At 32.9% G+C, this 15,196-nt stretch carries 16 protein-coding genes; 11 read left to right on the top strand and 5 right to left on the bottom strand.

Annotated elements, in window-relative coordinates; all coding sequences use genetic code 11:
* Positions 1-231: 231 nt before the first annotated feature.
* The 3 genes from AAGE00_RS02905 to lepA all read left to right on the top strand — a co-directional run bounded on the left by AAGE00_RS02905 (position 232) and on the right by lepA (position 4,594).
* Positions 232-1,608 carry a malonyl-CoA decarboxylase gene (locus tag AAGE00_RS02905; RefSeq protein ID WP_019236618.1) on the top strand — a complete coding sequence of 459 codons (1,377 nt, stop codon included), beginning with the start codon at positions 232-234 and terminating at the stop codon, positions 1,606-1,608.
* An 85-nt stretch (positions 1,609-1,693) separates the two neighbouring features.
* Complete coding sequence (locus AAGE00_RS02900; RefSeq protein ID WP_019236619.1) at positions 1,694-2,716, top strand: hypothetical protein; 1,023 nt, start codon at positions 1,694-1,696, stop codon at positions 2,714-2,716.
* 81 nt (positions 2,717-2,797) lie between these two features.
* Positions 2,798-4,594 carry a translation elongation factor 4 gene (gene lepA / locus AAGE00_RS02895; protein WP_213863771.1) on the top strand — a complete coding sequence of 599 codons (1,797 nt, stop codon included), beginning with the start codon at positions 2,798-2,800 and terminating at the stop codon, positions 4,592-4,594.
* A 239-nt stretch (positions 4,595-4,833) separates the two neighbouring features.
* Here the strand turns inward: lepA and AAGE00_RS02890 are convergent, their stop codons facing one another.
* Together AAGE00_RS02890 and AAGE00_RS02885 are read right to left on the bottom strand one after the other, a co-directional pair.
* On the bottom strand, positions 4,834-5,706 hold the full coding sequence (locus AAGE00_RS02890; RefSeq protein WP_213863772.1) for a hypothetical protein: 873 nt from the start codon (positions 5,704-5,706) through the stop codon (positions 4,834-4,836).
* A gap of 95 nt (positions 5,707-5,801) precedes the next feature.
* Entirely contained in the window at positions 5,802-6,173 is a 372-nt protein-coding gene (locus AAGE00_RS02885; protein ID WP_341815343.1) for a glutaredoxin, read from the bottom strand.
* Positions 6,174-6,241: 68 nt separating this feature from the next.
* Here AAGE00_RS02885 and ribF point away from each other — a divergent pair, with 68 nt between their 5' ends.
* From ribF to AAGE00_RS02865, 4 genes are read left to right on the top strand one after another with little or no spacing between them, the layout of a single operon-like run.
* Positions 6,242-7,174 carry a riboflavin biosynthesis protein RibF gene (gene ribF, locus AAGE00_RS02880; RefSeq protein ID WP_019236620.1) on the top strand — a complete coding sequence of 311 codons (933 nt, stop codon included), beginning with the start codon at positions 6,242-6,244 and terminating at the stop codon, positions 7,172-7,174.
* A complete protein-coding gene (lspA, locus tag AAGE00_RS02875) occupies positions 7,171-7,647 on the top strand; it encodes a signal peptidase II (protein ID WP_007301940.1) in 477 nt (158 codons plus the stop codon). The genes ribF and lspA overlap by 4 nt, the downstream gene beginning before the upstream one ends.
* A gap of 4 nt (positions 7,648-7,651) precedes the next feature.
* Complete coding sequence (locus tag AAGE00_RS02870) at positions 7,652-8,980, top strand: M16 family metallopeptidase (protein ID WP_213863785.1); 1,329 nt, start codon at positions 7,652-7,654, stop codon at positions 8,978-8,980.
* On the top strand, positions 8,967-10,289 hold the full coding sequence (locus AAGE00_RS02865) for a pitrilysin family protein (RefSeq protein WP_341815342.1): 1,323 nt from the start codon (positions 8,967-8,969) through the stop codon (positions 10,287-10,289). Before AAGE00_RS02870 ends, AAGE00_RS02865 begins: the two co-directional genes overlap by 14 nt.
* Here the strand turns inward: AAGE00_RS02865 and purN are convergent.
* The gene (gene purN / locus AAGE00_RS02860; protein WP_007301943.1) at positions 10,283-10,849 is read right to left on the bottom strand and encodes a phosphoribosylglycinamide formyltransferase; all 567 of its coding nucleotides are present in this window, start codon (positions 10,847-10,849) and stop codon (positions 10,283-10,285) included. The genes AAGE00_RS02865 and purN overlap by 7 nt on opposite strands.
* 266 nt (positions 10,850-11,115) lie before the next feature.
* Between purN and AAGE00_RS02855 the strand changes: the two genes are divergently transcribed.
* On the top strand, positions 11,116-11,532 hold the full coding sequence (locus AAGE00_RS02855; RefSeq protein WP_007301944.1) for a hypothetical protein: 417 nt from the start codon (positions 11,116-11,118) through the stop codon (positions 11,530-11,532).
* Here the strand turns inward: AAGE00_RS02855 and AAGE00_RS02850 are convergent.
* Positions 11,525-12,046 (bottom strand): Na+/H+ antiporter subunit E, encoded by a 522-nt coding sequence (locus AAGE00_RS02850; RefSeq protein ID WP_006015458.1) that lies wholly within the window; start codon positions 12,044-12,046, stop codon positions 11,525-11,527. The genes AAGE00_RS02855 and AAGE00_RS02850 overlap by 8 nt on opposite strands.
* A 103-nt stretch (positions 12,047-12,149) precedes the next feature.
* Here AAGE00_RS02850 and AAGE00_RS02845 point away from each other — a divergent pair, with 103 nt between their 5' ends.
* From AAGE00_RS02845 to lgt, 3 genes are all read left to right on the top strand, one after another.
* Positions 12,150-13,061 carry an ankyrin repeat domain-containing protein gene (locus tag AAGE00_RS02845; protein WP_007301945.1) on the top strand — a complete coding sequence of 304 codons (912 nt, stop codon included), beginning with the start codon at positions 12,150-12,152 and terminating at the stop codon, positions 13,059-13,061.
* 88 nt (positions 13,062-13,149) lie between these two features.
* A complete protein-coding gene (smpB, locus tag AAGE00_RS02840) occupies positions 13,150-13,599 on the top strand; it encodes an SsrA-binding protein SmpB (protein ID WP_007301946.1) in 450 nt (149 codons plus the stop codon).
* Between the two features lie 6 nt (positions 13,600-13,605).
* Complete coding sequence (gene lgt, locus AAGE00_RS02835) at positions 13,606-14,397, top strand: prolipoprotein diacylglyceryl transferase (RefSeq protein WP_007301947.1); 792 nt, start codon at positions 13,606-13,608, stop codon at positions 14,395-14,397.
* 214 nt (positions 14,398-14,611) lie between these two features.
* On the opposite strand, the gene AAGE00_RS02830 is transcribed toward lgt, so the two are convergent.
* Positions 14,612-15,154, bottom strand: coding sequence for a hypothetical protein (locus AAGE00_RS02830; protein ID WP_007301948.1), 543 nt, complete (start codon positions 15,152-15,154; stop codon positions 14,612-14,614).
* Between the last annotated feature and the right edge of the window lie 42 nt (positions 15,155-15,196).

The following is a 15,196-nucleotide window of genomic DNA, read 5'->3' as shown; positions in this document are numbered from 1 at the left end:
GTAACTTCGACTAGGTAATTAAAAAATCAGCCTTACCCGGAAAAGAAAGAGGCAAAAGGGCATTTTTATAATAAAAGTACTTTTGTAAGAGAAATAATGAAATTAAAAATCTAACTCTCTTTACGAAAATTTTAAATAGATTGTAAAATAGTTGTACCATGAAAATATATGCCTTCTTTATAGACTAAGATTTTTCTTTAAATTAAGATAGATACACGATAAAAGGAACATATGACAAAAGAATCATTAGCAAAAACTGATATAGTAAAAGTTGAAGATAAGAAAGCAACAAAGGGATTTTTTAAAATATTAGGTGAAGTAGCAGATGCTGTAAGGTCATGGGTTGGCAATATTGGCCCTGATTTAAGTAGTAGTCGCGATGTCGATAGTTTAGTCTTGAAGATGAACGAATGCTTAAACCCAAAGGGGGGTGAAGTCTCAGCACGTAAGAACACCGTATCTCTTGGTAATTTGTACTTGAGTTTATCAGAGGCAGGTCAAATAAAATTTTTACAAACCCTGGCAGAAAAGTTCAATCCGGATAAAACGAAAATAGATGAAGAAATGAAAGTATATAAGAAAAATCAAGATTCTGAGTCGAGCTATAAGTTTGAACAAGACTTAATAAAAGTCCTTGAATCACCACGCTCTAAAATATTGAAGCAGTTTATCTCCTTACCGGAGGGCCTTAAGTTTATTGTTGATATGCGTTCTGATGTACTCAAGCTGAAGAATCAATATAAAAGTCTAAGTCCACTAGAAAACGAATTAAAAAGTATACTTTGTACTTTGGTTGATGTTGATCTACTTGATCTTCATCAAATCACCTGGGATTCACCTGCATCATTGTTGGAAAAACTTATAAAATATGAAGCTGTACATAAAATTTCCTCTTGGGGTGACTTAAAAAACAGACTAGATTCTGATCATCTCTGTTTTGCTTTCTTTCATTACAAAATACCAAATGAACCTTTAATTTTTGTAGAGGTTGCACTGATGAATGAGATTGCAGATAGTATTCAACACGTTTTGGACGAGTCAGTTCCTTCAAGTGACCCAAGCAGTGCAAGTACTGCTATATTCTATTCAATATCAAACACTCAAACTGGTTTATCTGGAATTAGCCTCGGTAACTTTTTAATAAAGAGAGTCGTAGAAAAACTATCGCAAGAATTTAAAAGCGTAAAAGTGTATGCAACTCTTTCTCCAGTTCCTGGATTTACAAAATGGCTAAAAAATCAAGACGTAGCTTTATTAGGTAAGCTTAATATAAAACAATCAGGTACAGAAATTTTAGAAAGCATAAAAACTAACATTGAATGCGAAAAACAGTCCCTACTGAAACTTTGTGCACATTATTTGCTAAAGGTTAAAAGCAGTGGTGGAGGTGCTTATGATCCAGTAGCACACTTTCATTTAAGCAATGGTGCATCAATCAAACAAATCAACTGGATGGCTGATACTTCTGAAAAAGGCATTAGTCAGTCAGCCGGAATAATGGTGAATTATCTGTATGAGCTGCCTAAAATAGATAACAATCATGAGAATTATATGATTAATAAAGTGATTTCTCATTCAAAAAAAGTGTCAGCTATGTTAAAGGAATAATAGGAAGTGCGCAAGCATATAGAAAGTGCTAACATTCCCTAATGTTTATGTATATAATATTAAATAGTTTTATGAGGTAAAATGTATGAATAGTGATGAATTAGAAGAATTAAAGAAACTAAAACAAAAGATACAAGATGCAGTAGCACATAAAAAATTGTATGGTGTATTATTTGCAGATTCTAAAGAGATAGAGTTATTCAATAATTGTATTAGCAGTATTAAAAGTAATGGAATAGGCAAAGAGGAATCAAATGAATTGATAACCATTTATAAAGGACTTAATTCAATATTTGATAACATTAGTTCTGACTGGGATGGCAATAAGGGTAGCCTAAATGCTCAAAAAATTATTGTACATTATCAAAACTTAGAGTCTATCTTAAAGATAGTAAACATAATTAAAGAATTGAAGACAAGATTGGGCCAAGCATTCGTGATCTTCGACTTTGATGAATCCGGGTTAATCCAGGATATCGAATCACTCCAAAAAAAAATGAAAGAAGTGCTAGAAAACATGCAACAACAAGAACAAAGTGCAGCAAGGAAAAAAGAGTTAGAAGAGAAAGCTAAAGCAGAGTTTAGCAAGTATATAGAAAACGGCACTATTGATGCGATGTCAATCAAAAGGGATAGTAATTCAGATCTTCTTTATACAATAATTAAGCTAAAAGAAGACAATAAAAGCACAGATATTAAAGTAAGCGAATTTTTAAATAGTGATTTTTGTAAAGAAAACAATATTGCCGGTTTTCTTCTTTCAAGTGGAGATCAAAAAGAATTTATCAGTGGTAAAATACATGAGGGGATTAGATATTATCATATAGGTACCACAGTTCAATATGGAATAAAGTTTAACTGGTATGTAGACGGAAAGGAATGTAGCATTACATTAGGTGCTAACAGTGATGATAGTATTAGAATAATAAGTGATAGACCAACTGATGCGGATTTAGAAAAAAATAAAGATGTAAAGATTAAAGTTGGTGATGCTTACCTAAGCCTTGCTGATGCAGTAAAAACGTGTAGACAGCAAGAAGATCCAAGTAGCACAGTGAAGCAAGCATCAGCTAATGAGCATTGCCGTCCATTGGCAAGGACAGCTTAATGTTTTTAGCAAAGAGAGATATAAGTAATTGCTCTTGTAATACTTAAAATGTAAAATAGATCTACTTAAATAAGTAGATCTATGAACAATATAAGAAATTTTGCAATAATAGCACATATAGATCATGGGAAGTCAACTCTTGCTGATCGTTTGATAGAAGAATGTAACGGTCTTGAGACAAGGGAAATGACCAATCAGGTACTTGACTCAATGGATATAGAGCGTGAACGCGGAATCACAATCAAAGCACAAACGGTAAGACTCAATTACACTGCAAATAATGGTAATAAATATTGCCTCAACCTCATGGACACACCAGGTCATGTTGACTTTTCATATGAAGTCAGCCGAAGCTTAGCTGCATGTGAAGGCTCACTTTTGGTGGTGGACAGCAGCCAAGGAGTTGAAGCTCAGACTCTGGCAAATGTGTACAAGGCAATTGACAATAATCATGAGATAATAGTTGTGCTCAATAAAGTTGACCTTCCTGCTGCAGATCCAGAAAAGGTAAAGCTTCAGATTGAAGAAGTAATTGGTATTGATGCAAGTGAGTCAATTTTGATATCGGCAAAAACTGGTCTTGGGATAAAGGATGTACTTGAAGCTATAGTGACAAAACTTCCCGCTCCTCAAGGTGATACAAATGCTCCACTGCAAGCAATTTTAGTTGATAGTTGGTATGATCCTTACCTAGGAGTAGTAATTTTAGTGCGAGTTAAAAATGGAGTACTAAAAAAAGGCATGAGAATCGTTATGATGTCTAATAATGCTACATATCAGGTCGATAATATCGGTATTTTCACTCCTAAAAAAGTTATGACTGGTGAACTTTCAGCAGGTGAAGTTGGTTTTATAACTGCTTCAATGAAAGAAGTAGCAGACTGCAAAGTAGGAGACACTATTACTGAAGAGAAAAGGCCGTGCAGCAAGGCATTACCTGGCTTTAAAGAAGTACATCCTGTAGTATTTTGCAGTATTTTTCCCAATAACACAGATGATTTTAAATATTTAAGGGAAGCACTAGAAAAATTACATTTAAATGATGCTAGTTTTACATTTGATGCTGAAACGTCAAATGCCCTAGGTTATGGATTTCGTTGCGGTTTCTTAGGAATGCTACATCTTGAAGTCATTCAAGAAAGACTCGAAAGAGAATTTGATTTAGATCTAACAGCAACTGCACCGAGTGTTATATATAAAGTTGAAACACAAAATGGTAAAGTTTTAAATATCCATAACCCAAGCGATATGCCAGACCCTACAAAAATTGAAATAGTGGAAGAACCGTGGATCACTGCAACTATAATGGTACCTGATCAATATTTAGGAGAGATTCTATCTCTGTGTGAAGAGAGGAGAGGAGAACAGCAGGATTTATCTTATGTTGGTAATACGACAACAGCACTACTGAAGTATAAATTACCGCTGTCTGAGGTTGTTTTTGATTTTTACGATAGACTAAAATCAATTTCCAAGGGATATGCAAGTTTAGATTGGGAAATATCCGATTATCAGGAAAGTCAGATAGATAAATTAAGTTTTTTAGTTAATGGAGAACCTGTGGATGCGTTAGCCTGCATTGTTCATAAAAGCAGGGCAGAAAAAAGAGGCCGTGAAATATGTGCACGTTTGAAAGACTTGATACCACGCCAGCAATATAAAATCGCGATTCAAGCGGCAGTAGGCGGAAAAATTATTGCTAGAGAAACGATTAACCCGTATAGAAAAGATGTAACAGCCAAGCTCTATGGTGGAGACGTTACACGAAGGATGAAGCTGCTTGAAAAGCAGAAGAAAGGTAAGAAAAGATTGCATTCTGTAGGAAACATAAACATCCCACAAAATGCTTTTATTGAGGCTTTGAAAATAAATGATTAATATATATTCAAAAACATAAATTTAAAGAACTAAGTGATATTTTCTCAATAAATTTACTGACATTGATATGGGTAAATTTGAAATAGCTATGTGAATTTGTAAAACACTATATAAGATACCATACAACGAAATCATCCCAGTGTTAAACGCTGGGATGACAGAGAGCAGCTCAATTGCTCCACTCAATCAGTAAAAATCAGATATATGTAGACATTGGCTAAAACCATTCCAACAACATTTTAGTGAAACTTAACAAGCTTATCTATAGTTTTAATGATGATTCTTGGAGTATTTGGAGAGACTTCTGAGCCCAGTCTATTTAACCGCTCTATAGCAAACCCGCTGTTCTCATTTATTATGAAATCACATAAAATATTTTCTATATCTTTAATAACACTTTCATGCTTTCTCAGAGGATGGTTATTCGGATATCTATGAATGGTTTTGATGCTAGAATACTCAACGAAAGCTTGATCTTTAAAAGCAAGTTGTCTCAATTTCTCTTTGAATTTTTCTTCTTCATCTCTTGCTAAAAGGCAAGACTTTATCAGTGATTTTATAATCGAGTTTATAGCCTGATGTATTTCAGAATGCACTATAACTTTGATGATATTTTCTTCCACTATGCAATCATAAGTGCTTTTTTCGCTCTTTAATGACTCTATAAGCATTTTGCTATTTTGCGAATTCAATTCCAGATTCTCTTCACTTATAGGAGTCATTATAAAGGTATTCTTATTTACCCTGATGTAAAATTGTGGCAACCCTTTAGAACAGGCAAATGCTACATCCTTAGACTCAAGTGCGTGATTGTATGAAGAAGAAAGGGTGCTTGCTATAACGCTACTTGGTACTTTCATTCCATGATTACTTAGGTGATTTAACACATTCTCAACATCATGATATGTAAAACCTGTATCTTTTATCAATTCAACAACTTCTATGCAATTGTGTTGTTTATACTCTATTGTCACTTCTTCTGTAAAAAGAGTTTTAGCTGCTATATGCTTATCAAGCACTGTGAAAATCTTGATGAAACTCTCTAAATCTTGTTTGTTAATTAATTCAATACTAATTAAGTTTTTGCTAACAATTATAATATTTTTTATCATTTTTTCCCACTAAAAAAACTCACTAGATGAATTGTATTTTTAATTCATTAAAAATTGTTTAAAGTGGGTATGCCAGCAACAGTAAGACAAAAAAATCACATAAAATCTTCATTATGTATTATATTACATCCCTCGTGTTCATCACTGCCGCTTGTGTAAGCTGTTGCATTAATGCTATCTTCATTGTTATTTAACATATTATCCAACTTTCCTTCTTTTTCAAGATCCATCAATTTGTCACATCCAGCAATATGCTGTACATAATCACCATTTTCATCAGTAATAAAAATTTGTGGAACTGTCCTGACGTTATATTTTGATTTTATACCGTCAAACAAATCCGAGTTTCTAAGTACATCAATTTCTTCGTATTTCACACCTTTTTCATCCAATAACTCTTTTGCTTTCTTGCAGAATGGGCAGTACTTCTTCACATATATTACAACTTTTCCTTTAGTGTTTTTCACGATTTATCTCCATAGTTCATAAAATACAACTATTATATATAAAAAATATATATAAAATATCAAATTGTATGAAAATTATTTACAACTGTGAGCAAGGGATAAAAGATAATGTGGCACTAACTTTCGGAAATTTCGATGGCGTTCATTTAGGACATAAGTTTGCAATTTCCAATCTAAAGAAGGTAGCACAAGAAAGAGGATTACCCTCTGCAGTTTTAACTTTTGAGCCTCACCCATCAACTGTTTTATTTAGTAGGAACAATTTTAGGTTAATAGACCAAGAACAAAAAAAGGAACTAATCAGCAGCTATGGTATAGATTACTTGTATATTATTAATTTTAATAGAGGTTTTTCTGAGGTTAGCTGCGATGACTTCATTGGTAAGATTTTGGTAAAGAAGTATGGTGCTAAACATATAACTGTTGGAGAAAGTTGTACTTTTGGTCACAAACGATTGGGTAACATATTAACTCTAGAAAAATATTCTCAGATGTATGAATATTCTTTAACTAAATTAGAGCCATTGATAATCGATAGAAAAATTTGCTCTTCTTCCTCAATCAGAGAGTGTTTACAAAAAGGCGAAATAGAAATTGCTAATAAATTGCTTGGTAGGTCTTATCAAGTTTCTGGTATTGTAACAAAAGGTGCATGTAGAGGTAGAGAAATAGGGTTTCCAACCATAAACATTCCGATAGAAGATTACATGATAAAACCTAAGCTTGGTACATATTACGCCAAAGTTGCATTTTCTGAAAATAGTTCAAGTTGGCTATATGGAGTAGTCAACATTGGTATGAGACCTACATTTAAGGACTTAAAAAAACCTATAGTAGAAATGCATATATTTGACTTCAACGAAAATGTATACAATTTTAAGGTTGACATACAACTTTTAAAATTTATTAGGGCAGAAAAAAAATTCCATAGTATTAACGAGTTAACAAAACAGATAGACCGTGATATAATGAAGGCTTACCAGTTAAAGATAAACTTATGAAAAGGATATGTTTAGTTATTATATTGATTATAGTATCATTCGATCAAACAAGTAAATTGTATATAAACTCTTTGATTGATGAGGGGGAGTCAATCGAGATTACTAGTTTTATGAAATTAGTTGAAGTTTGGAATTCAGGAATTAGCTTTGGAATGTGTAGTACTCTGCCGCATGGCAGCTTCTTTTTTTCAGCATGTTCAATATTAATAATTGGTATACTTGCATACTTGATATATAAATCTAATGATAAGTCAATTTACCTTAGTTTTTCTCTGATGATTGGTGGAGCGATCGGAAATGTAATTGATAGAATCTATTGGGGAGCTGTATATGACTTCATATATTTTCATATCAATGATTGGTATTGGCCAGCCTTTAATTTAGCAGATCTATCTATAGTTTGTGGAATGTGTACATTGTTATATAAGTGGTATATATATGATAGGTCTATCTCTAAGCAAAATGAGGAATGAAATAATGCTTCGCAAATTCTTTAGTTTTTTTATACTATCTGTGTTTTTTTTCATTTGTCCGATTTCTTTGGAAGCTGAAATCATAAAGCATGCTAAGCTCAGTAACGGATTGGATGTTTATGTAGTACCTAATCACCGAATTCCAGCTGTTTTTCATGCAATAATATATAAAGTTGGGGGAATGGATGACCCAATTGGCAAAGCAGGATTGGCTCACTACTTTGAACACTTAATGTTTGAAACTACAGGAAAATTTAAAGACATAGAATCCACTTTGGGCAGCATTGGGGCCCAATTTAATGCTTTTACCACTAAAGAATACACCTGCTACTACGAATTAGTTCTCAAAAAAGATTTACCACTAGCAATGGAAATTGAAGCAGATAGAATGGGCAATTTTGATGTTACTCAAGACAAAATAGATAGAGAAAAAAATATCGTATTAGAAGAAAGAAAGATGAGATTTGATAATAATCCTGAAGCTTTACTATGGGAGGAAATGAACAGTGCATTTTATCGTAATGGTTATGGTAGGTCTGTTATTGGTTGGGAGAGCGATATTAAAACTTACAATCAAGATGACATAACAAGGTTTCATGATAACTATTATCATCCAGGTAATGCTATACTGCTCGTTGTTGGTGATGTAGAATTTGAAGAAGTAGTGGGATTAGCAAAGGAAAAATATGGTGCAATTAAAGCTGAGCCTGTAGTGAAGCATTATCCGAACCAAGATTCAATACATAATGCAGATATATCGGTAATTTTAGAAAGCACTGAAGTAAAAGAGCCAGTTTTATACTTTCGCTATAGTGTTCCTTTATTTGAGCAAATAAGTGAAACTTTTCCTGTTGATTTGGCAGTTGATGTTTTGGGGAATGGCAAGTCTAGTAAGCTATATAAAGATTTAGTTCTAGATAAGAATGTAGCAGTAGAAGTGTTTGCTTATTATAATAGCTTAGCTTTTAGTAATGGTTACATTGAGATTCGGGTAACTCCAAAAAGCGGGGTGAATTTGGATGCTGTTGCAAGAGAGTTAGAAAATTCTATTAATCACTTTAACTCTGAAGGAATAATAAGTGAAGAGTTGCAAAGTACAAAGTCTAAATACAAAGCAGCACAGCTTGATAATCTATCTGATTTAACTAATATAGCAATGTTTTATATACCACGTCTAGCACTAGGTATTCCACTTGATGAAATAGACATTTCATATAGCAAAATTAATGATGTCAATCTAGAGGATGTAAATAATAAAGTTCACGCTATCTTTTCTACTAATAAATTAGTTGGTCGTTTGCTACCAAAAGGAGGTAATAATGAAGATAAGTAAATATGTATTTCTATTTTTTTTCTGTCTAGGCTTTAATTTGCAAGCAAGCAGTCACTTAAATATAGAGGAGGTTACTACTAATAAAGGATTTAAGTTTTTATTTGTTGAAAACCATGATCTACCAAAAGTTTCACTTAATATATCATTCAAAGATGCAGGTTGTGTGTATGAAAGTGCAGAAAAGCAGGGGCTTGCTTGGTTTACTTCTCTTGTAATTCAAGAAGGAGCAGGAAAAAATGATGCCAAAGATTTTGCGAAAAAGCTTGAGGATAAAGGAATTAGTTTAAATTTTACTGCTGGTTTAGAAGCATTTAGGGTTTCATTAAACACTTTATCTGAGAATCTAGAGGATGCAATTTCACTACTGAGTGATGCTGTAATGCGCCCTAAAGTTGATCCTGAGGGGTTAAATAGAGTATTCGAAAAAGCCAAAGTAAACTTTAATAATTTTGAAAAAGACCCTTATTTTATTGCTGCAAAAGAGTTAGATACATTGTTGTTCAAAAAACATCCTTACTCAAGAGATCCATATGGAACTCTAGACACTATAATGAACATTACTAGAGACGATGTTTTAACATACATAAAGCGTAGTTTTACTAAGGATAATATCGTTATTAGTATTGTTGGTTGTGCAACAAAAGAAGAAGTTAGTACGCTGCTCGATAAATATTTATCTAAGTTACCATCAAAAAGATCGAAAGTTAGGAAGGTATCTGTAAAAAATGAATTTGGGCCTGCAGAAAGTAAGAGCGTTTTTATGGATATACCACAGAGTGTAATACTTTTTGCTCAAAAAGGCATAGCATATGAAGACCCTAATTACTATAATGCTAGTGTTTTGATTAATGCGCTTGGTGGTATGAGTCTAAACTCAATACTGATGAAAGAGTTGAGACAAAATCTAGGTATTACTTATGGTGTTAGTGCACGTAATGTTCCTAATAAGCATGGAAATATTATATCTGGATTTATGAGTACTGATAGTTCCACTGCTAGCAAAGCTATATCAGCAGTAAAAGATACATTTAGCAGAATAAAAGAGGAAGGAATTGACGAACAATTATTCAAGGATGCAAAAACCAGTTTAGTAAATAACCTTATCTTCTCTTTTCTATCCAATAATGCGAATACAGCAACGTTACTGGATAGTATGCAGATAGATGATCGTGATATTAACCATATAAATAATTATGCAAATATCATTAATGATGTTCAATTGGAAAAAGTAAACAAGCTGGCAAGTTCTTTACTGAATCCTGAAAATTTATTTTTTGTTGAAGTTGGAAGAAACGCTCAAGGTCAATAGTTAATACCTTCTACTATTGATCTTACTGCTTTTACATAACACTTATGCTCTTCAGCTAGAATGCGCTCTGAGAGACTGTGAACATCATCATTTGGTAACACTGGAACAGTAGCTTGAGCGATTATGGCTCCAGCATCAATTTCAGGAGTAACATAATGCACAGTACATCCTGTAATTTTTACACCCGCTTTCAGAGCTTGCTCCTGAGCATTTAGGCCCTTAAATGACGGAAGTAAAGAGGGATGAATATTTATAACTTTGTTATGCCATTTATTCAGGAAATTGGCCTTTATAATTCTCATAAACCCTGCAAGGCAAATTAAATCAACCTTATGTTGAACAAGTATTTCATGAATTTTATCAGTATCAAGTGGCTTATCTTCAACAACAAACGCTGAAACTCCTGCTTGCTTTGCTATTTTAAGGCCTCCAGCTTCACTATTATTTGTGATAACACACACAGTTTCAGCAGGGAAATTCTGATCTTGACATGCTTCTATTAAAGCCTGCATGTTTGATCCTCTACCTGAAATTAGTATTCCGAGTTTTATCTTTTTCATTTTAGTGCAGCCGTAAGAACGGATATTAATAAAATAGCTCAAAAGGAAAGTTTATTTTAGAATAAATACTATTGTGTAGCAATATTTTACACTGCTGAATAACATGGAATTAAAGAAATCATTCAGTTTGAAGTAACTTTAACATTTCATTTTAGGAATATTATACAATTTATGGTAAATAAATGCATATTTTTATGGCTGCGTTATTATTTATTTAACAAAGTATTAGTATAATTTACTACACTGAATTAAATGGAGAAAATTCAATGAATAAATTACCAAGCAATGCAAAAACAAGCAAGTCTCAGGTTACTCAGTGGGAGGTAATAAAAAATTGTGAATATTCTGATAATTGTTTATCAAAAGTAGTAACTTTATACGTCATTAAAATGGCAGAATTATCAGATATTTATACGAGTAATGAACCTGAAATTAATACTATACTTACAAGAATAAGCATAACAAGTGAAAATGCATTTTTAAATAAGGTTGTTGATATTGAAATTATGGAGGGCATTTTTCCGTACAAATTCAACAGCAAGAAGAAAAATAACATATCAAGGCTAGAAGATTTGTACAATTATTTATGTTCTACTGTTATTGATAGCCTTCCAAAAGAAATGCTTGAAAGCCTAAGAAGAGAATACAGAGACGCTGTTAACTTATTTAAAGCAATTACTTAACTAGGTGTAACATTTTTAAGACTTTACCTTCTATTTCAGAAATGCCACTTTCAAGATCTTTATCTATCAAACATATGGTAGATAAATATGTTTTCTGCTTCTTTTCAACATTGATAGTTAAAGTTCCAGGAGTAATCGTAACCGAGTTAGCAAATAATGCAATGGTCTTATCATTATGTCCTATGCATTCTCTTACAATAACAATTGGCTCAACTGTAGATTTGAATCGTAGCACCTTTTTTGTTACATAAATACTTGAAAAAATAATTTGGTAAATTAGCCAAGGTATATAACTTATAAGCTGATAAAGTGACAGCCTACCACTATCATTTAGAATTTGACTAAGGGCACTTTCAGCATCAATTAACCTTTTAAAGATAATCAATGTGAACACAGAAGAAAATACTCCACAGAGAATAAAAAAAGGCTCAAAATAACCAGACAATGTAATCCATAGAGAAGACAAAATCACAAATGATAGAGAAAAAAACTTAATATTTTGCCTGACTTTCATGATTTGGAGTATAACTTAAATGATTTTTTAGAAAAATAAAAAGTTCTTGATTTTTGTGTCAAAGAACATAATAACCAAGTTATTTTAATAAGTAGTGGAGATTATGACGCTTGATGATTTTCTAAAAATGCTTGAAGAAATAAATGATACTTCAGGTTTAAGCAAGAACAACATAGTTGAACGAATAAAAATAAAATTAGAAAGAATTGATTTACGGAGGTGGGAAGATAGTGGATTTAATATCAATCATATATTCACTACACATAGTGATCTAGATCCTGTAGAAACTACATTGTTGCATTTTGCTGCTAAGAGTGGCTATGAGAACATAGTAATAGCTCTAATTGAATATGGAGCATATGTTGATGCATGGGACAGCGATGGATGCACTCCTTTACATTTTGCTGCTGAATGGAACCACAAAGGCATATTAGACATTTTAATTGAAAGTGGAGCAAATGTTAATGCGTGGGACAATGATGTATGTACACCTTTACATCTTGCTGCCGAAGGTGGGAATGAAAGTGTAGTAAGAGCTCTAATTGCATGTGGAGCAGATGTTAACGCGCAGAACAATGATGGACACACTCCTCTACATTTTGCTACTAAGAGTGGCTATGAGAACATAGTAATAGCTCTAATTGAACACGGAGCATACGTCGATGCGTGGGATAATTATAGAAGCACTCCCTTGCATTTTGCTGCTGAAAGTGATAATGAAAACATAGTAAGAACTCTGATTGAACATGGAGCATGTGTTAATGTGTGGGATAGTTGTGGACGCACTCCTTTACATTTTGCTAGCGATCATGAAAGTATAAGAGATATTTTAATTGAAAGTGGGGCATATGTTAGTAAACAGAACAATAATAGATATGCTCCTTTACACTTTGCTATTGAATGGGGCTGCAAAGATGTGATAAGTTCTTTGTCAGGTAATGCTAGTCCTAGGGCTGAAATGGCAGTAGGAAGAGTGGAACAAATTACACTTGCAGGAAGATTGGAGCTTTTTTAACCAAACTTGCATTTACTGAGATAATTGTTTTGTTATGAATTAAACCAAAAGTTCTGTAATATATTGAAGCTTAAAGATATCTTTAGATATGGAAGTTATTGCAGAAAATAGAAAAGCAAGGTTTGAATACTTTATCTTAGAAGAATTTGAAGCAGGTATGATCCTCTTAAGTAGTGAAGTGAAATCACTAAGGGAAAGAAAAGCAAACATTTCTGATGCTTACGTTACTGAAAAAAAAGGTGAAATATGGCTAAACAATATGCATATCGCAGAGTATAAAGCTGCAAACCAAAAGAATCACAAGCCAAAAAGAGAACGAAAATTGCTTTTGCATAAAAAAGAGATAAATAAGCTAATTGGTCAAATCAAAACCTCTGGAATAACTGTTGTGCCACTTTCTATCTATTTTAATGATAAAGGGTTGGCAAAAACTAAAATTGCCATTGTGAAAGGAAAAAAACTCTATGATAAGAGAGCAACCATAAAGCAGAGAGAGTGGGAACGTGAGAAAAGTAGATTGTCTAAGAATAATTTGTAGTAAAATATGTCTTTAAGTCCAGTTATTTTTAGCATCGGTCCTGTTTCTATATATTGGTACTCTTTAGCATATGTTTTGGGTATAGTTTTTGCATATTGGTATTTACATAAGCTAGACAATCAAAAAATATTTACTAAGAATTTTTACGATTCGTTATTAACAGCCGTTATTATAGGCATTATCCTTGGAGGTAGGCTTGGGTACGTATTGATATATGATCCAGTTCTCTATATAAGCAATCCTATCGAAATACTAAAGACCTGGGAAGGAGGTATGTCATTTCATGGCGGTGCTATAGGAGTTTTGCTTGCAGTAATAATCTCCTGTAGAAGACATAACATTCCTATATTTTACACACTGGATCTAATTTCTTGTGGAGTTCCGATAGGTTTACTTCTAGGCCGCATAGGTAATTTTATAAATGGAGAGTTATTTGGCAGGGTTACAACTATGCCGTGGGGTATGGTATTTCCAGAAAGTGGTGATAATTTATTGCGCCATCCAAGCCAACTTTATGAGGCATTTTTTGAAGGAGCGCTACTTTTCGTAGTTGTAAATTCACTATTTTACTTGAACAAAATGAGATTGTATTATGGTGCAACAACTGGAGTTGCAGTTATGTTGTATGGAGTAGCACGTTTTATGGTTGAATTTTTCCGCGAGCCAGACTATCAAATTGGCTATTTATGGTTCAATTTAACTATGGGACAGTTGCTTTCTATACCTATGATTTTGTTGGGAATGCTTATATATTTAGGTGCGTTGAATTTTAGGTTTAATACAAAATCTATTCAATAGACAAGAGGTAAGTTGAATAAAAAAATATAGTAGAAGTTTATCTACTACATAGCATGTACAACTGTACGAACTTTTCGTGTTGCAGAGAATAAACGTGAGGGCACAAACCTTTTGTTGCATAGCTATGAAACAAACTTAGTAGCTACTGACCAAATTCATTATTAAGTAGATATTCATTTTTCAACAAAATCCCCTTGATTTAGAAGCTACTCTATTAAAACATATTTTTAAACTTTTGCCAAAACCCTGGTTTATTATCATTAACCTTTGTGAAGGCTATGTTTAAACTGTATCTTGGATCGTTTGGCACATCATATCTAATATTCAGTATTGAAACTTCGTTTTTATTATGAACAGAAACATCGTCATATGATAACTTTGTCGTGTAGCACTTTATATGCTTTTGCTTATCATATACTATATCACCTGATTCCCCTTCTAGTTCTACAAATTTAGTTTTTTTCTGACATTCTTTTATTTTTATTAGATCCTTGTCTAGTGATATTGAAACCGGTAGTGTATTACCAGCATACTCTTTAGCTAAAAGCTCACTTTGAGGATACATTTTTATTTCCCTTCCAAAATGTGAGTCTATAAAATTATTGCTCCAAAATTTGTCTCCAGAATGTACATATTTGTCAGTAGCATACGGTACACCACCATAATTGCATTGAACTTTGTAATCTCCAACACCATTATTTTGAAAAAAATCATGAATGGCAGCGTAACTATCAGCAGCATCATTTATGTAATCCATTACCTACCCCTTAAAACCTTTTAATTTATTATATCACAAGAA

Origin of the sequence: Wolbachia endosymbiont (group B) of Aricia artaxerxes (assembly GCF_964026975.1) — a bacterium.
Lineage (GTDB): Bacteria > Pseudomonadota > Alphaproteobacteria > Rickettsiales > Anaplasmataceae > Wolbachia.
The sequence above is the reverse complement of the archived record's forward strand: the minus strand, read 5'-3'. Positions and strand labels throughout refer to the sequence as shown.